The following is a 16267-nucleotide window of genomic DNA, read 5'->3' on the forward strand; positions in this document are numbered from 1 at the left end:
CCTCAGCACCCCTCCCTCGGGGCGCTCACCGCCGGAGGCAACACCGTGACCGTGAAGGACATCCTGGACGCGATCCAGTCGCCCGACTCCACGCCGGCCGACATCGCCGCACTGCCGCTCCCCGAGTCGTACCGCGCGATCACCGTGCACAAGGACGAGACGGAGATGTTCGCGGGACTCGAGACCCGCGACAAGGACCCCCGCAAGTCGATCCACCTGGACGACGTGCCGGTGCCCGAGCTGGGTCCCTGCGAGGCCCTGGTGGCCGTCATGGCCTCCTCGGTCAACTACAACTCGGTGTGGACCTCGATCTTCGAGCCGCTGTCCACCTTCGGCTTCCTGGAGCGCTACGGCCGCACCAACGAGCTGGCCAAGCGGCACGACCTGCCGTACCACATCATCGGCTCCGACCTCGCGGGCGTCGTCCTGCGCACCGGCCCCGGCGTCAACGCCTGGCAGCCGGGCGACGAGGTCGTCGCGCACTGCCTCTCCGTCGAGCTGGAGTCGTCCGACGGGCACAACGACACGATGCTCGACCCCGAGCAGCGCATCTGGGGCTTCGAGACCAACTTCGGCGGCCTCGCCGAGATCGCGCTGGTCAAGTCCAACCAGCTGATGCCGAAGCCCGGCCACCTCAGCTGGGAGGAGGCCGCCGCTCCCGGCCTGGTCAACTCCACCGCGTACCGGCAGCTGGTCTCCCGCAACGGCGCCGGGATGAAGCAGGGCGACAACGTCCTCATCTGGGGCGCCAGCGGCGGCCTCGGCTCCTACGCCACCCAGTTCGCCCTGGCCGGCGGCGCCAACCCGATCTGCGTCGTCTCCTCGCCGCAGAAGGCGGAGATCTGCCGCGCGATGGGCGCCGAGGCGATCATCGACCGCAACGCCGAGGGCTACCGGTTCTGGAAGGACGAGAACACCCAGGACCCCAAGGAGTGGAAGCGTTTCGGCAAGCGCATCCGCGAACTCACCGGCGGCGAGGACATCGACATCGTCTTCGAGCACCCCGGCCGGGAGACCTTCGGCGCCTCCGTCTTCGTCACCCGCAAGGGCGGCACCATCACCACCTGCGCCTCGACCTCGGGCTACATGCACGAGTACGACAACCGCTACCTGTGGATGTCCCTGAAGCGCATCATCGGCTCCCACTTCGCCAACTACCGCGAGGCCTGGGAGGCCAACCGCCTCATCGCCAAGGGCAGGATCCACCCGACGCTGTCCAAGGTGTACTCGCTGGAGGACACCGGCCAGGCCGCCTACGACGTGCACCGCAACCTCCACCAGGGCAAGGTCGGCGTGCTGTGCCTGGCTCCCGAGGAGGGACTGGGCGTGCGCGACCAGGACAAGCGCGCCCAGCACCTCGACGCCATCAACCGCTTCCGGAACATCTGAGGAGCGCCACGTGACTGAGCGTCAGAAGGACCGGCCGTGGCTCATGCGGACCTACGCCGGTCACTCCACGGCCGAGGCGTCCAACGAGCTGTACCGGCGCAACCTCGCCAAGGGCCAGACGGGTCTGTCGGTCGCCTTCGACCTGCCGACCCAGACCGGGTACGACTCCGACCACGTCCTCGCCCGCGGCGAGGTCGGCCGGGTCGGCGTGCCGGTCGCGCACCTCGGTGACATGCGCCGGCTGTTCCAGGACATCCCCCTGGAGCAGATGAACACCTCGATGACCATCAACGCCACGGCCATGTGGCTGCTGGCGCTCTACCAGGTCGTCGCGGAGGAGCAGGGTGCGGACCTCACCAAGCTCCAGGGCACGACCCAGAACGACATCGTCAAGGAGTACCTGTCCCGGGGCACGCACGTCTTCCCGCCGGGGCCGTCGCTCCGCCTGACGACGGACATGATCGCGTACACGGTCTCCCACCTGCCGAAGTGGAACCCGATCAACATCTGCAGCTACCACCTGCAGGAGGCGGGCGCCACGCCGGTGCAGGAGATCGCGTACGCGATGTCCACCGCGATCGCCGTCCTCGACGCCGTGCGCGACAGCGGCCAGGTGCCCCAGGAGCGCATGGGCGACGTGGTCGGCCGCATCTCCTTCTTCGTCAACGCGGGCGTCCGCTTCGTCGAGGAGATGTGCAAGATGCGCGCCTTCGGCCGCATCTGGGACCGCGTCACCCGCGAGCGGTACGGCATCGAGAACCCCAAGCACCGCCGCTTCCGCTACGGCGTCCAGGTCAACTCCCTGGGCCTGACCGAGGCGCAGCCGGAGAACAACGTCCAGCGGATCGTCCTGGAGATGCTGGCCGTGACCCTCTCCAAGGACGCACGCGCGCGTGCCGTGCAGCTGCCGGCCTGGAACGAGGCGCTCGGCCTGCCGCGCCCCTGGGACCAGCAGTGGTCGCTGCGCATCCAGCAGGTGCTGGCGCACGAGAGCGACCTGCTGGAGTACGAGGACATCTTCGAGGGTTCGAAGGTGATCGAGGCGAAGGTCGAGGAGCTGGTCGAGGCGGCCTTCGCGGAGATCGGGCGCATCCAGGAGATGGGCGGCGCGATGGCCGCCGTGGAGTCCGGCTACCTCAAGTCCCAGCTGGTCGCCTCGCACGCCGAGCGACGGGCCAGGATCGAGTCCGGCGAGGAGAAGATCATCGGTGTCAACGCCTTCGAGGGCACCGAGCCGAACCCGCTGACCGCCGACCTGGACACCGCGATCCAGACGGTCGACCCGGCGGTGGAGGCCCGCGTCGTCGCCGCGCTCCAGAACTGGCGCGACACCCGCTACCAGCCGCCCTTCAACCACCCGCGCCCCTGCAAGGCCCTGGAGAAGCTGAAGGAGGCCGCGCGCGGCACCGGCAACCTCATGGAGGCCACCCTGGAGTGCGCCCGGGCCGGCGCCACGACCGGCGAGTGGGCCGGGGCGCTGCGCGAGGTGTTCGGCGAGTTCCGGGCACCGACCGGGGTGTCCTCGGCTCCGGTCGCGGTCACCGCGGAGGAGGGCTCGGCCCTCTCGGAGGTGCGCCGCAAGGTGGAGCTGACGGCGAAGGAGATGGGCGTCGGCAAGCTCCGCTTCCTGGTCGGCAAGCCCGGCCTCGACGGCCACTCCAACGGCGCCGAGCAGATCGCGGTGCGCGCCCGCGACGCCGGGTTCGAGGTGGTCTACCAGGGCATCCGGCTCACCCCGGAGCAGATCGTGGACGCCGCGCTCGCCGAGGACGTGCACGCGGTGGGCCTGTCCATCCTGTCCGGCTCGCACGCGCAACTGGTGCCGGACGTGCTCGAACGGCTCCGTGTGGCCGGTGCCACGGACATACCGGTGATCGCCGGTGGCATCATCCCGAACGGTGACGCCGAGGAACTGCGGGCCGCGGGAGTGGCCGCGGTCTTCACCCCGAAGGACTTCGACATCACCGGCATCATCGGACGGATCGTCGACGAGATCCGGAACGCGAACAAGCTCGACCCCCTGGAGGTCCCCGCATGACCACGGTCAACCGCCCGCCCGTCTCCCACCACCACCCTCAGACGGCGTCCCTGCGGGACGGCACCTCTCGTCTCCGCCCCCGGCGTTCCTGCCTGGCGGTCCCGGGAAGCAACCCCCGCTTCCTGGAGAAGGCCCAGGGCCTCCCCGCCGACCAGGTCTTCCTCGACCTGGAGGACGCCTGCGCGCCGCTCGCCAAGCCCGAGGCGCGGCACACCATCGTCAAGTTCCTCAACGAGGGCGACTGGACCGGCAAGACCCGCGTCGTGCGCGTCAACGACTGGACGACCGAGTGGACGTACCGCGACGTCGTGACGGTGGTGGAGGGCGCCGGCCCGAACCTGGACTGCATCATGCTGCCGAAGGTCCAGAACGCCCAGCAGGTCGTGGCGCTCGACCTCCTCCTCACCCAGATCGAGAAGACGATGGGCTTCGAGGTCGGCCGGATCGGCATCGAGGCGCAGATCGAGAACGCGCAGGGCCTCAACAACGTCAACGAGATCGCCCAGGCGAGCCCGCGCGTGGAGACCATCATCTTCGGCCCGGCCGACTTCATGGCCTCCATCAACATGAAGTCCCTGGTCGTGGGCGAGCAGCCGCCCGGCTACCCGGCGGACGCCTACCACTACATCCTGATGAAGATCCTGATGGCCGCCCGCGCCAACAACCTCCAGGCCATCGACGGCCCCTACCTCCAGATCCGCAACGTCGACGGCTACCGCGAGGTCGCGCAGCGCGCCGCCGCCCTCGGCTTCGACGGCAAGTGGGTGCTGCACCCGGGCCAGGTCGAGGCGTCCAACGAGATCTTCTCGCCCTCCCAGGAGGACTACGACCACGCCGAGCTGATCCTGGACGCGTACGACTACTACACCTCCGAGGCGGGCGGCAAGAAGGGCTCCGCGATGCTCGGCGACGAGATGATCGACGAGGCCAGCCGCAAGATGGCCCTGGTCGTCTCCGGCAAGGGGCGGGCGGCCGGCATGCGGCGCACCAGCACGTTCGAGATCCCGGAGGGCTGAGGGCGATGCAGTTCGGACGCACCTACGAGGAGTTCGAGGTCGGGGCGACGTACAAGCACTGGCCCGGGAAGACGGTCACGGAGTACGACGACCACCTGTTCTGCCTCCTCACCATGAACCACCACCCGCTCCACATGGATAGCAACTACGCCGAGAAGACGACGGACTTCGGCAAGAACGTGGTGGTGGGCAACTACGTCTACTCGCTCCTGCTCGGCATGTCCGTCCCGGACGTCTCCGGCAAGGCGATCGCCAACCTGGAGATCGAGTCGCTCAAGCACGTGGCGCCGACCTTCCACGGCGACACGATCTACGGCCAGACCACCGTGCTCGACAAGTGGCCCTCGAAGTCGAAGAACGACCGCGGCATCGTCCACGTCGAGACCAAGGGCTACAAGCAGGACGGCACCCTCGTCTGCGTCTTCCGCCGCAAGGTGATGGTGCCGACCGAGACGTACGTCAAGGAGCGCGGCGGCGAGCAGCCGGGCCGCCCCGAGCTGAAGGAACAGGGGAAGTAGACAAGATGAGCCGTCTCGCCCAGACCCACGGCCTCACGGACGTCCAGCGGGAGATCCTCTCCACGGTCCGGGACTTCGTGGACAAGGAGATCATCCCGGTCGCCACCGGGCTGGAGCACCGCGACGAGTACCCGCAGGACATCGTGGACGGGCTGAGGGAACTCGGCCTGTTCGGCCTGATGATCCCGGAGGAGTACGGGGGGCTGGGCGAGTCGCTGCTGACCTACGCCCTGTGCGTGGAGGAGATCGCCCGCGGCTGGATGTCGGTGTCCGGCATCATCAACACGCACTTCATCGTGGCGTACATGCTCAAGCAGCACGGCACGCAGGAGCAGAAGGACCACTTCCTGCCCCGCATGGCCGCGGGCGACATCCGGGGCGCCTTCTCGATGTCCGAGCCGGCCCTGGGCTCCGACGTCTCGGCGATCTCCTCGAAGGCGGTGAAGGACGGCGAGGAGTACGTCCTGAACGGCCAGAAGATGTGGCTGACCAACGGCGGCACGTCGTCGCTGGTGGCCGTACTGGTCAAGAGTGACGAGGGTCACCCCGAGGGCACCGCCCCGCACAAGTCGATGACGACCTTCCTGGTGGAGAAGGAGCCGGGCTTCGGCGAGGTCCGCCCGGGACTGACCATCCCCGGCAAGATCGACAAGATGGGCTACAAGGGCGTCGACACCACCGAGCTCATCATGGACGGCCTGCGCATTCCGGCCAATCGGGTGCTGGGCGGCGTCACCGGCCGAGGTTTTTACCAAATGATGGACGGCGTCGAGGTCGGCCGCGTCAATGTGGCGGCCCGTGGCTGCGGCGTCGCTCAGCGTGCCTTCGAGCTCGGTGTCCGGTACGCCCAGCAGCGCCACACTTTCGGCAAGCAGATCGCCCGGCACCAGGCCATCCAGTTCAAGCTCGCGGAGATGGCTACCAAGGTGGAGGCGGCGCATGCGATGATGGTCAACGCTGCACGCAAAAAGGATTCGGGCGAACGAAACGACCTGGAAGCGGGGATGGCCAAGTACCTCGCGTCCGAGTACTGCAAAGAGGTCGTGGAGGACGCCTTCCGGATCCACGGCGGGTACGGCTTCTCCAAGGAGTACGAGATCGAGCGCCTCTACCGCGAGGCGCCGATGCTGCTCATCGGCGAAGGCACCGCCGAGATCCAGAAAATGATCATCGGCCGCCGACTGCTCGAAGAGTATCGATTCCAGGGTTAGATGTCCGGATACGGGGTGTTTTCTTGGAGAAGAAGGTCACACCCCGTAGGCAGTGTTCGGCCGCCGACTCGGCTTCCTGGCTTACCCAGTTGCGGCGGGAAGCCGCTACGATCGCCGGAAAGCCGCCGTCCCCCGTCATAGCGCGGCATCATCCGCTACGAAGGTCATCCATGCCCCACAGCCAAACCTCTGCACCTCGCGACAGCCTCGCCGGCGTACGCCTCGCGCGCGGAGCCTCGCCGTGGCTTCTGCCGACCGTCGCCACCGCAGCCGTCAGCCTCCTGCGTGCCCGCCGCTCCGGCGCCGCCAAGGCCGTCGCCGTCCCCGCCACCGCGCTCGCGGCGGGGATGCTGTGGTTCTTCCGCGACCCCGAGCGCGAGATCACCCAGGGCCGGGTCGTCTCGCCCGCCGACGGCGTGGTGCAGAGCATCATGCCGTGGAAGGACGGCCGCACCCGCGTCGCGATCTTCATGAGCCCGCTCAACGTCCACGTCAACCGGGCGCCGCTGTCCGGCACGGTAACGTCGGTCGAGCACGTGCCGGGCGGCTTCGTTCCCGCTTTCAACAAGGAGAGCGAGAACAACGAGCGCGTCGTGTGGCACTTCGACACCGAGCTCGGCGACATCGAGATGATCCAGATCGCCGGCGCGGTGGCCCGCCGCATCGTCCCGTACGTGCCGCAGGGCACCAAGGTCGAGCAGGGCGAGCGGGTCGGTCTGATCCGCTTCGGCTCCCGGGTCGACCTGTACCTGCCGGAGGGTGTCGAGGTCGCGGTCGAGGTGGGTCAGAAGACGGTGGCTGGGGTGACTCGCATTGACCGTGATTGATCCACAGACCCAGGCCGGATGGGTGCCGGAGGCCGACGAGGTGGACGACGAGGAGGAGATGCCGCTCTCGCTCCGCCTGTCGATAGCCGACACGCTCACGCTCGGCAACGCCACGTGCGGTTTCATGGCGGTGTACTTCACCACCACCGGCATCCTCATCCCCCACCTCATGGGCAGCGACGAGTCGGGCATGGCCCGGCACAGCGCGGCCACCGCGGTCATCCTGATGCTGTGCGCGGCGATCTTCGACCTGTTCGACGGTCTGGTCGCCCGCAAGCTGCGGTCCTCGCCCATGGGCGCGGAGCTGGACAACCTCTCCGACCTGATCAGCTTCGGCCTCGCGCCGGCGTACTTCGTCCTCGTCTACGGCATGGTCGCGGACGACGCCTACCAGCGGGTGGCGGCGGTGGGGGCGATCGTGGTGCTGCTGGCGGTGGTGCTGCGGCTTGCGCGGTTCTCCTGCGTCACGGTCAAGGACGGCACGTTCCAGGGCATGCCGTCGCCGTTCGGCGCGCTGACGGTGGTGTCGATCGTGCTGCTGGAGCTGCCGTTCGTGGCGACGCTGCTGGCGATCCTGGGCACGGCCTGGCTGATGGTGAGCCGGGTCGAGTACCCGAAGCCGCGGGGGCGGCTCGCGGTGGCGATGCTGTCGTGGATCGTCCTGTCGATGGGGCTGCTGGCCGGCTGGGCGTTCGACGCGCCGAGCGGGCAGCTGCTGCTGCAGACGGGGTGTGCGCTTCAGCTGGTGATGGGGGCGGTGATTCCGCTGTTCGCCACGGCTCGCAGGGTGAACAACTTCCGTGACAATCGGCGGGAGGCGCGGGCCGCGCAGTTGCCGTGATGTGTGAATGTCGGTGGGCCCCGGACCCGGGTTGGGTTCGGGGCCCTCCGCTTTTCCACGCCCGGCGCCGGTGTCGGCGTCCCTGGGGGCTCCGCCCCCAGACGCCCGGCCTATGCCCCCCACCACCCGACGCGGTCGGGAAAGAGGCGAGCCATCCAGCCCGTCCGGCGTTTGAGGACGAGGCCCGTTCAGGGCCGAAACGGGGGTCTGGGGGCAGTGCCCCCAGGGTCGGGAACGGGAAGGGGCGGCGGGGGCGAGACTCCCCTACGCGACGAAGTCCCGCGCGATGGCCTCCGCCACCCGCTCCAGGATGGGCCCGGCATCCGCGATGCACTTCGCGACGTCCGGCTCGACATCCGTCAGCGGATACGCCCGCCGGATCCCGGCCCGCCCCAGCACCTCCGCCGGCAGCGCAAGGCGCCCGCACACCGCGACGACCTCCTTGCCCGCGGCCCGGGCCGCCGCCGCCACGCCCGCCGGTGCCTTCCCGTGCAGGGTCTGCTCGTCCAGCGAGCCCTCCCCGGTGATCACCAGCTCCGCCCGCTCCAGCGCCGGCGCGAAGCCGAGCACGTCCAGCATCACCTCGATGCCGGGCCGGAACCGCGCCCCCAGCAGCATCGCCCCGAACCCGATGCCGCCCGCCGCGCCCGCGCCCGGCGACGCGGCGAACCCGGCGGCACGCGCGCCCACGCCCTCCGTCCGCTCCAGCACCTTCGCGAGGTGCCCGAGGGCCGCGTCCAGGGCCCTCACGTCGTCCGGCGAGGCGCCCTTCTGCGGCCCGTAGACCGCCGGGGCGCCCTTCGGCCCGGTCAGCGGATTGTCGACGTCGCTGGCGAGCACCAGTTCCACGTCGGGCAGGCGGGGGTCGAGGCCCGACAGGTCGGCCGAGGCCAGAGCGGCGAGGCCGCCCCCGCCCGGCGCGACCGGCTGCCCGTCCCCGTCCAGGAACCGCGCGCCCAGCGCGGCCAGCATCCCGGCGCCGCCGTCCGTGGTGGCGCTGCCGCCGACCCCGAAGACGATCGTCCGCGCGCCCGCGTCCAGCGCGGCCCGCAGCAGCTCGCCCGAGCCGTACGTGGACGCGGTCAGCGGTGCGAGGACGCCTTCGGGAAGCCGCTGGAGGCCGCTGGCCTCCGCCATCTCCACCACCGCGGTGCCCTCGCGCAGCGCGTAGGCCGCCGTCACCTCGTCGCCGAGGGGGCCGGCGACCCGTACCTCCCGGCGCTCGAACCCGGCCGCGACCGCGGCGGCCACCGTGCCGTCGCCGCCGTCGGCGACGGGCAGCGCCTCGACCCGGACGTCCGGCACGACGCGGCGCAGTCCGGCCGTGACCCGCTCGGCGACCTCGACGGCCGTCAGCGAGCCCTTGAACTTGTCCGCGGCGACGAGTACCCGGCGGGTCCCGTCCACAGCAGCGTCAGCCACCTTGCTCTCCCCTTGCTCTTCGAGCCTTGCGCACGTCAAGGCAGTCGCGCCGCTGCGACCCTAACCGGAGGACGCCCGTGCCGTCATGCCCTGCCCACACCCTGGAACCGGCCGTGCGCCCGCCCCGGGAGCGCCCCGGGACCGGGTGCGGGCTCGCTACGCTTTCGGGATGACCACTGCTGACTACGCCACCTACATCGCCGGTCTGCCCCGTGTCCTCGCCGGTGCCGCCGCGGTCTTCCGGGACGCCGGTGGACGTGTGCTGCTCGTCGAGCCCGACTACCGGGAGGGGTGGACGCTGCCGGGCGGGACCGTCGAGTCCGACGCCGGGGAGACCCCGCGGCAGGGCGCGTGGCGGGAGACCCTGGAGGAGATCGGCCTCGACGTGCGGATCGGCCGGCTGCTCGCGGTGGACTGGTCGAGCGGGGCGGGCCGGCCGCCGATCGTGGCGTACCTGTACGACGGCGGGGTCCTGTCGGAGGACGATCTCAAGGCGATCCGGCTGCCGGAGGACGAGCTGCTGTCCTGGCGGCTGGTGCCGCGCGAGGAACTCGGCGACCACCTGCCGGGTTCCCTGCACGGCCGGGTGCTGGCCGCGCTGGACGTGCTGGCGGACGGCTCGGGTGCGGCCGAGCTGGAGAACGGCGTGCGGGTGGACCGGTAAACCGTTCGCCGCCGGCGCACCGGCCGCCCTACCCTCGGCCGCATGACCCGCAAGCCCCTCGTCGCCCTCCTCAGCGGTGCCGGCGTCTCCACCGACTCCGGCATCCCCGACTACCGCGGTCCAGGCGGGCTGTGGCGGCGCGACCCGGAGGCCGAGAAGCTCGTCACGTACGCGTACTACATGGGCGATCCGGAGATCCGGCGGCGTTCCTGGCTGATGCGGCGCGACAGCGCGGCGCTGCACGCCGAACCGAACGTGGCGCACCGTGCGGTGGCCGAGCTGGAGCGGCGCGGGGTGCCGGTCCGGGTGCTCACGCAGAACGTGGACGGTCTGCACCAGCTCGCCGGGGTCTCCGCCCGCAAGGTCCTCGAACTGCACGGCACCGCCCGCGCCTACCTGTGCACCGGCTGCGGGGCGCGGGGGCCGATGGCGGACGCCCTCGCCCGGATCGAGGCCGGGGAGGACGATCCGCCGTGCCTGGAGTGCGGCGGCATCCTGAAGCCGGCGACCGTGATGTTCGGCGAGCGCCTCGACCCGGTGGTGCTGGGCGAGGCGGCCGCCATCAGCAAGGCGTGCCAGGTGTTCGTCGCCGTAGGCACCAGTCTCCAGGTGGAGCCCGCCGCCGGGCTGGCCGGTGTCGCCGTCGAGCACGGGGCGCGGCTGGTCGTCGTCAACGCCGAGCCGACGCCCTACGACGACCTGGCCGACGAGGTGGTCCGGGAGCCGATCGGCACCGCCCTGCCCGAGCTGCTGCGCCGCCTGGGCTGAGCGGCGACGGCCGCGAGGCCGGTCGCGGGGATCGCGGGGACGGCCGCAAGGCCGGTCAGAACAGGGTGTCGGCGAGGCGGTCGATCTGGTCGGGGTCCGAGGACCAGCAGTAGAGCACGACCTCGTCGGCTCCGATGTCCCTGAAGGCGTCGACGGCGGCGCGGATCTCCCGTGCGCCGGTGAGCAGGCCCCTGGTCATGTACTCGGCGCGTCCGGTGAAGGCGTAGTAGTCGCGCAGGTTCCGCCGGGCCCGTTCCACCGTGGCGGCGGGGCCGAGGGCGACGCTCGACTGGGCGACCAGGTGCGGCCGGCCCGGGCGGTCGTACTTCCGCCAGACCGCCTCGACCTGGCGGAACAGGCCGGACATGTGCGCGGCCGGCAGCGCGGCGCCGAGGAAGCCGTCGCCGAAGCGGCCGACCCGTTCCAGGGCGGCCGGGGCGAAGCCGCCGAACAGCACCCGGGGTCCGCCGGGAGTCGCGGGGCGGGGCCCGACGGGGCCGATGTCGAGGCCGTAGGGCTCGCCGTTCCAGGTGCGGCGCAGGAGGGTCATCTGCTCGTCGAGGCGGCGGCCCCGGCGGCGCGGGTCGATGCCGGCGGCGAGGCAGTCGTCGGCCCGCCCGCCGACCCCGATGCCGAGCGTGAAACGGCCGCCCGAGAGCCGGTCGAGGGTCGCCGTCTGCTTGGCGAGCAGCGCGGTGTTGTGGACGGGGGCGATCAGCACCTCGGTCTGCAGGCGGACGCGGGAGGTGGCGCCGGCGAGGGCCGCGAGGGTGATCAGGGGTTCGGGGTTGTCGAAGACGAGCCGGTCGAGCAGGCCGAGCGTGCTGAAGGGGAGCGCGTCGGCCCGCCGTGCCCAGCTCGGCAGCAGGGCGGGGTCGTCGACGGGAAGGCCGAGGCCGATGTGCGGGGGATGCGTGGAACGCATGGGTGGGGTCCTCCGGAGGGCGTGCCGAAACAGTGGCGCCGCCCCTCCGTGGCTCCGGGCCGCTGTGCGCGGGCCTGCTCCCCGTCTGCGGCATCGTTCGGGAGAGCGTGCTCTTCGAAGTCCGGTGAGCGTAACGGGCCCGCGGCGCGCGGGCACCGCGCTTTCGCCGCGGACCGGTGTCTAGAACAACGGCTCGGGTCCCCCCGCACCCCGTTCGAGGTCAAGCAGCCGCCGCTTGCGCTCCAGGCCGCCGCCGTAGCCGGTGAGGTCGCCGCCGGCGCCGACGACGCGGTGGCAGGGGACGATGATGCCGATCGGGTTGCGGCCGTTGGCGAGGCCCACCGCGCGCGAGGCCGCCGGGTTGCCGAGGGCGGCGGCGAGTTCGCCGTAGGTGCGGGTCTCGCCGTACGGGATCTTCCGGAGCTGTGTCCAGACCGTGCGCTGGAACGGGGTGCCGTTCAGGCGCAGGCCGAGGGTGAAGTCCTTCAGTTCGCCGGTGAAGTAGGCCTCCAGCTGCTCCTCGGTCTCGGCGAAGGGGCGTTCGTCGCGCTCGCCGAAGGTCTCCTCCGGCGGGCGGTGGCGCTGGTCGGTCATGTAGAGGCCGCACAGGGCGCCGTCCTCGGCGACGAGGGTGAGTGCGCCGTAGGGGCTGTCGATCACGGTGTGCTGTTTCACGGGTTTCGCTCCGGCTCCTCGAACGGGCTCGAACGGGCTTATACGGGCAGGAAGTTGATGGGGTGGTCGTCGGTCGCCCACAGGTACTGGACGGCGTAGGCCCGCCAGGGGCGCCAGGCCGCCGCGCGGGCGGTGAGCGCGGCCGGGGTGGAGGGCAGGCCCAGTTCGCCCGCGGCGCGGCGGATGCCCAGGTCGGTGGGGAGGAAGGCGTCGGGGTCGCCGAGGGCGCGCATGGCGATGACGTCGGCGGTCCAGGGGCCGAAGCCGGGGAGGGCGAGGAGCCGGGCGCGGGTCTCGGCCCAGTCGCTCTCGACGCCCAGGTTGACCGAGCCGTCGGCCAGGTGGGCGACCAGGGTGGTGAAGGTGGTGCGGCGGGTGCGCGGCACGGCCAAGGTCTCCGGGTCCACCGCCGCCAGTGCCCCGGTGGACGGGAAGAGGTGGGTGAGGCCGCCCTCGGGGTCGTCCACCGGATCGCCGTGTGCGGTGACCAGGCGGGCGGCGTGGGTGCGGGCGGCGGCGGTGGAGACCTGCTGGCCGAGCACGGCCCGTACGGCGAACTCCGCCTCGTCCACGGTGCGGGGCACCCGCCTGCCGGGGGCCTTGTCGACGAGCGGGGCGAGCAGCGGGTCGGCGCGCAGCTGGTCGTCGATCGCCGTCGGGTCGGCGTCCAGGTCGAGCAGGCGCCGGCAGCGGCTGATGGCGACCGTCAGGTCGCGAAGGTCGCTGAGGGTGAGGCGGCAGGCGATGTGGTCGGGCCTCGGGGTGAGGGTCACGATGCCGTGCCCGTAGGGGAGGCGCAGGGTGCGCCGGTAGGCGCCGTCCCGCCACTCCTCCACACCGGGTACGGCGGTGGCGGCGAGGTGGCCGAACAGGTTGTCGGGGTTGAGCGGGGCGCGGAAGGGGAGGCGGAGCGACAGGGCGCCGGGGGTGGTGGGGGCCGGGCGGCTCCTGGGGGCACGGGTGCGCAGGTCGCTCGGGGAGAGGGCGTAGACCTCGCGGACCGTGTCGTTGAAGGTGCGCACGGAGGAGAAGCCGGCCGCGAAGGCGATGTCCGCCATCGGCAGGGGGGTGGTCTCGATCAGCAGCCGGGCGGTCTGGGCGCGCTGGGCGCGGGCGAGCGCGAGGGGGCCCGCGCCCAGTTCGGCCAGGAGCTGGCGTTCGACCTGGCGGGTGCTGTAGCCGAGGCGGGCGGCGAGGCCGGGTACGCCCTCGCGGTCCACCACGCCGTCGGCGATCAGGCGCATGGCGCGGGCCGTGAGGTCGGCGCGCTGGTTCCACTCGGGCGAGCCGGGGCTGGTGTCCGGGCGGCAGCGCTTGCACGCCCGGAACCCGGCCTGCTGGCAGGCCGCCGCGCTCGGGTAGAAGGTCATGTTCCCGGGCTTGGGGGGCACCACCGGGCAGCTGGGCCGGCAGTAGATGCGGGTCGTCAGGACGGCCGTGAAGAACCAGCCGTCGAACCTCGCGTCCTTCGACTGGACGGCGCGCACGCAGCGCTCGGTGTCGGTGTGCATTCCCGTCTGCATGCGTCCAGGATGGTCCACCGGCCGGGCCGAGGCTGGCGGGAATCCGACATGGACGTGCCCGGTGCTGGGGCCGCGCGGATCACTCCGGGCGCCATGCCGACTCGCGCAGCAGCCGCAGGCCGTTCAGGCCGACCAGCACGGTCGAGCCCTCGTGGCCCGCGACACCGAGCGGCAGCGGGAGGTGGCCGACGAGGTCCCACAGGACGAGGACGGTGATGAAGACCCCGGCGACGGCCAGGTTCTGCACGACCAGTCGGCGGGCCCGCCGGGAGAGGTCCACCACGGCGGGTACGGCCGTCAGCTCGTCGCGCACGACCACCGCGTCGGCGGTCTCCAGGGCCAGGTCGGAACCGGCCCCGCCCATGGCGATCCCGGCGTGCGCGGCGGCCAGCGCGGGAGCGTCGTTGACGCCGTCGCCGACGAAGAGGACCTTGCGGCCGGCCCGCTCCCGCTCCCGTACGGCCTCGACCTTGTCCTCGGGCAGCAGTCCGGCGCGGACGTCGGTGATGCCGGTGGCGTCGGCCACGCGGGCGGCGGCGGCCTCGTGGTCGCCGGTGAGCAGGGTGGGGGCGGTGCCGGTGAGGGCGGTGAGCCGGGTGGTGGCCCGGGCCGCGTCGGCGCGGAGGCGGTCGGTGAGGGCGAGGGTGCCGAGGAGGGTGCCGTCGCGGGTGACGCCGACGGTGGTCTCGGCGCCCTCGGGGGTGTCCGCGCGGCCGACCCGCACGGTGCTGCCGTCGATCACGGCCGTCACCCCGCGGCCGGGCGCCGCCGTGAAGTCGTCCACGGTCGCGAGGCGCAGCCCCCGGGCGCGGGCGGCGGCCACGATCGCGCGGGCCAGCGGGTGCTCGCTGGGGTGCTCGGCCGCGGCGGCGAGGGCGAGCAGGGCGTCCGCGTCCAGCCCGGAGTCGGCGGTGGGGCGTACGGCGGTCACCTCGGGGGTGCCCTCGGTGAGGGTGCCGGTCTTGTCGAGGGCCGCGGAGTCGATCTCGCCGAGGCGTTCCATGGCGAGGGCCGACTTGACCAGGACGCCGTGCCGGCCGGCGTTGGCGATGGCCGAGAGCAGCGGCGGCATGGTCGCGAGGACGACCGCGCACGGCGAGGCGACGATCATGAAGGTCATGGCGCGCGGCAGGGCGTCCGTGAGGTCGGCGCCGAAGGCGAGGGGGATGCCGAAGACCGCGAGGGTGGCGACGACCACGCCGACCGAGTAGCGCTGCTCGATCTTCTCGATGAACAGCTGGGTGGGGGCCTTGGTGCGGGACGCCTCCTCGACCAGGGTGACGATCCGGGCGATGACCGAGTCGGCCGGGTCGCGCCCGACCCGGACGCGCAGCGCGCCGGTGCCGTTGAGGGTGCCGGCGAAGACCTCGTCGCCGGGGCGCTTGAGGACGGGCAGGGACTCGCCGGTGATGGTGGCCTGGTCGACCTCTCCGGTGCCCTCGACGACCGCGCCGTCGGCGCCGATCCGCTCCCCCGGCCGGACCAGCACCAGGTCGCCGACGGCGAGGTCGGCGGTGGGGACGGTCTCCTCGCCGCCGTCGGCGACCCGGGTCGCGGTGGTGGGCGCGAGGTCGAGCAGGCCGCGCACGGAGTCGGCGGTGCGGGCGGTGGCCAGGGCCTCCAGGGCGCCGGAGGTGGCGAAGATGACGATCAGCAGGGCGCCGTCGAGCACCTGCCCGATGGCTGCCGCGCCGAGCGCCGCGACGATCATCAGCAGGTCGACGTCCAGGGTCTTCCCGCGCAGCGCCCGCAGCCCTTCCAGGGCGGGCTCCCAGCCGCCGGCGGCGTAGGCGAGCGCGTACAGCGGGCCGTACGTCCAGGCGGGGGCGGAGCCGACGAGGTCGAGGGGCAGGGCCGCGAGGAAGGCGAGGAGCGACACGAGCGCCCAGCGGGCCTCGGGCAGGGCGAGGACGCGGGTGCGGCGGCGGGGCGGCGCCGTCGCGGTGGGCGCGGTCTGCGGAGCGGGGGCGAGGGTGGTGGACACGCGCCCCACCATACAGGAACACATGAAGACTCATTCATTCGTTCATCCGTTCATGTGTTCCCGGGGCTCCTCCGGGGCGGTGCGTAAGATGGGCGCATGGGTCACGGAGCCGCCACCACCGCGCAGGACGCCGCCGAGCGGGTGCGCCTGGACGCGGACAACGTCGCGAAGGTCGCCACGACGCTCCAGGCCCTGTCCACCCCGTCCCGGCTGCTGATCCTCGCCCGGCTGCGCGAAGGCCCGCTGCCCGCCACCGAGTTGGCGGCGGAGGTCGGCATGGAGCAGTCGGCCTGCTCGCACCAGTTGCGGCTGCTGCGCAACCTCGGTCTGGTGGTCGGCGAGCGCCGTGGCCGTTCGGTGGTGTACGCCCTGCACGACGACCATGTCGCCGGGCTGCTCGACCAGGCTGTCTACCACGTGGAGCACCTGCGGCTGGGGCTCAGCGACGCCGCCGGCTGACGGCGCC

General features: G+C 72.0%; 15 protein-coding genes. 10 read left to right on the forward strand and 5 right to left on the reverse strand.

All coding sequences use genetic code 11. The features are described from left to right. The first annotated feature begins 51 nt into the window (after positions 1-51). The 7 genes from ccrA to pssA all read left to right on the forward strand — a co-directional run bounded on the left by ccrA (position 52) and on the right by pssA (position 7840). Positions 52-1389 carry a crotonyl-CoA carboxylase/reductase gene (gene ccrA, locus IE94_RS0104745; protein ID WP_030178539.1) on the forward strand — a complete coding sequence of 446 codons (1338 nt, stop codon included), beginning with the start codon at positions 52-54 and terminating at the stop codon, positions 1387-1389. A 10-nt stretch (positions 1390-1399) separates the two neighbouring features. Then, on the forward strand, positions 1400-3427 hold the full coding sequence (locus tag IE94_RS0104750) for a protein meaA (protein ID WP_030178541.1): 2028 nt from the start codon (positions 1400-1402) through the stop codon (positions 3425-3427). Further along, positions 3424-4443: an HpcH/HpaI aldolase/citrate lyase family protein gene (locus IE94_RS0104755; protein WP_245235179.1), complete on the forward strand. Its 1020-nt coding sequence runs from the start codon at positions 3424-3426 to the stop codon at positions 4441-4443. Before IE94_RS0104750 ends, IE94_RS0104755 begins: the two co-directional genes overlap by 4 nt. Before the next feature lie 5 nt (positions 4444-4448). Continuing rightward, positions 4449-4961 (forward strand): MaoC family dehydratase, encoded by a 513-nt coding sequence (locus IE94_RS0104760; RefSeq protein ID WP_030178545.1) that lies wholly within the window; start codon positions 4449-4451, stop codon positions 4959-4961. A gap of 5 nt (positions 4962-4966) precedes the next feature. After that, the gene (locus tag IE94_RS0104765) at positions 4967-6172 is read left to right on the forward strand and encodes an acyl-CoA dehydrogenase family protein (RefSeq protein ID WP_030178547.1); all 1206 of its coding nucleotides are present in this window, start codon (positions 4967-4969) and stop codon (positions 6170-6172) included. A 170-nt stretch (positions 6173-6342) separates the two neighbouring features. Then, positions 6343-6999: a phosphatidylserine decarboxylase gene (locus IE94_RS0104770; protein ID WP_030178549.1), complete on the forward strand. Its 657-nt coding sequence runs from the start codon at positions 6343-6345 to the stop codon at positions 6997-6999. Between the two features lie 22 nt (positions 7000-7021). Further along, the gene (gene pssA / locus IE94_RS0104775; RefSeq protein ID WP_030178550.1) at positions 7022-7840 is read left to right on the forward strand and encodes a CDP-diacylglycerol--serine O-phosphatidyltransferase; all 819 of its coding nucleotides are present in this window, start codon (positions 7022-7024) and stop codon (positions 7838-7840) included. Positions 7841-8104: 264 nt separating this feature from the next. Here pssA and IE94_RS0104780 read toward each other — a convergent pair whose 3' ends face one another. After that, entirely contained in the window at positions 8105-9247 is a 1143-nt protein-coding gene (locus tag IE94_RS0104780) for a glycerate kinase (protein ID WP_030178553.1), read from the reverse strand. A 184-nt stretch (positions 9248-9431) separates the two neighbouring features. Between IE94_RS0104780 and IE94_RS0104785 the strand changes: the two genes are divergently transcribed. Together IE94_RS0104785 and IE94_RS0104790 are read left to right on the forward strand one after the other, a co-directional pair. After that, on the forward strand, positions 9432-9926 hold the full coding sequence (locus IE94_RS0104785) for an NUDIX domain-containing protein (protein ID WP_030178555.1): 495 nt from the start codon (positions 9432-9434) through the stop codon (positions 9924-9926). Positions 9927-9968: 42 nt separating this feature from the next. Next, complete coding sequence (locus IE94_RS0104790; protein ID WP_030178557.1) at positions 9969-10694, forward strand: Sir2 family NAD-dependent protein deacetylase; 726 nt, start codon at positions 9969-9971, stop codon at positions 10692-10694. 55 nt (positions 10695-10749) lie between these two features. On the opposite strand, the gene IE94_RS0104795 is transcribed toward IE94_RS0104790, so the two are convergent. The 4 genes from IE94_RS0104795 to IE94_RS0104810 form a co-directional block, all read right to left on the reverse strand. Continuing rightward, positions 10750-11619 carry an LLM class flavin-dependent oxidoreductase gene (locus IE94_RS0104795; RefSeq protein ID WP_030178559.1) on the reverse strand — a complete coding sequence of 290 codons (870 nt, stop codon included), beginning with the start codon at positions 11617-11619 and terminating at the stop codon, positions 10750-10752. Between the two features lie 180 nt (positions 11620-11799). Then, positions 11800-12294, reverse strand: a complete 495-nt coding sequence (locus IE94_RS0104800; RefSeq protein ID WP_030178561.1) for a methylated-DNA--[protein]-cysteine S-methyltransferase — start codon at positions 12292-12294, stop codon at positions 11800-11802. 38 nt (positions 12295-12332) lie between these two features. Beyond that, positions 12333-13805, reverse strand: a complete 1473-nt coding sequence (locus tag IE94_RS0104805; protein ID WP_030178569.1) for an AlkA N-terminal domain-containing protein — start codon at positions 13803-13805, stop codon at positions 12333-12335. A gap of 91 nt (positions 13806-13896) precedes the next feature. Next, positions 13897-15813, reverse strand: a complete 1917-nt coding sequence (locus IE94_RS0104810; RefSeq protein WP_209441034.1) for a heavy metal translocating P-type ATPase — start codon at positions 15811-15813, stop codon at positions 13897-13899. An 84-nt stretch (positions 15814-15897) separates the two neighbouring features. On the opposite strand from IE94_RS0104810, the gene IE94_RS0104815 reads away from it, so the two are divergent. Then, positions 15898-16260 carry an ArsR/SmtB family transcription factor gene (locus IE94_RS0104815; RefSeq protein WP_030178571.1) on the forward strand — a complete coding sequence of 121 codons (363 nt, stop codon included), beginning with the start codon at positions 15898-15900 and terminating at the stop codon, positions 16258-16260. The last annotated feature ends 7 nt before the right edge of the window (positions 16261-16267 follow it).

Origin of the sequence: Streptomyces violaceorubidus, assembly GCF_000717995.1 — a bacterium.
Lineage (GTDB): Bacteria > Actinomycetota > Actinomycetes > Streptomycetales > Streptomycetaceae > Streptomyces > Streptomyces violaceorubidus.

Excerpts from the sequence above, each read along its gene's own strand:
- IE94_RS0104755 (WP_245235179.1), top strand. The coding sequence starts at position 3,424 with ATGACCACGGTCAACCGCCCGCCCGTCTCCCACCACCACCCTCAGACG.
- IE94_RS0104760 (WP_030178545.1), top strand. The coding sequence starts at position 4,449 with ATGCAGTTCGGACGCACCTACGAGGAGTTCGAGGTCGGGGCGACGTAC.
- IE94_RS0104765 (WP_030178547.1), top strand. The coding sequence starts at position 4,967 with ATGAGCCGTCTCGCCCAGACCCACGGCCTCACGGACGTCCAGCGGGAG.
- IE94_RS0104770 (WP_030178549.1), top strand. The coding sequence starts at position 6,343 with ATGCCCCACAGCCAAACCTCTGCACCTCGCGACAGCCTCGCCGGCGTA.
- IE94_RS0104785 (WP_030178555.1), top strand. The coding sequence starts at position 9,432 with ATGACCACTGCTGACTACGCCACCTACATCGCCGGTCTGCCCCGTGTC.
- IE94_RS0104790 (WP_030178557.1), top strand. The coding sequence starts at position 9,969 with ATGACCCGCAAGCCCCTCGTCGCCCTCCTCAGCGGTGCCGGCGTCTCC.
- IE94_RS0104795 (WP_030178559.1), bottom strand. The coding sequence starts at position 11,619 with ATGCGTTCCACGCATCCCCCGCACATCGGCCTCGGCCTTCCCGTCGAC.
- IE94_RS0104805 (WP_030178569.1), bottom strand. The coding sequence starts at position 13,805 with ATGCACACCGACACCGAGCGCTGCGTGCGCGCCGTCCAGTCGAAGGAC.
- IE94_RS0104810 (WP_209441034.1), bottom strand. The coding sequence starts at position 15,813 with ATGGTGGGGCGCGTGTCCACCACCCTCGCCCCCGCTCCGCAGACCGCG.
- IE94_RS0104815 (WP_030178571.1), top strand. The coding sequence starts at position 15,898 with ATGGGTCACGGAGCCGCCACCACCGCGCAGGACGCCGCCGAGCGGGTG.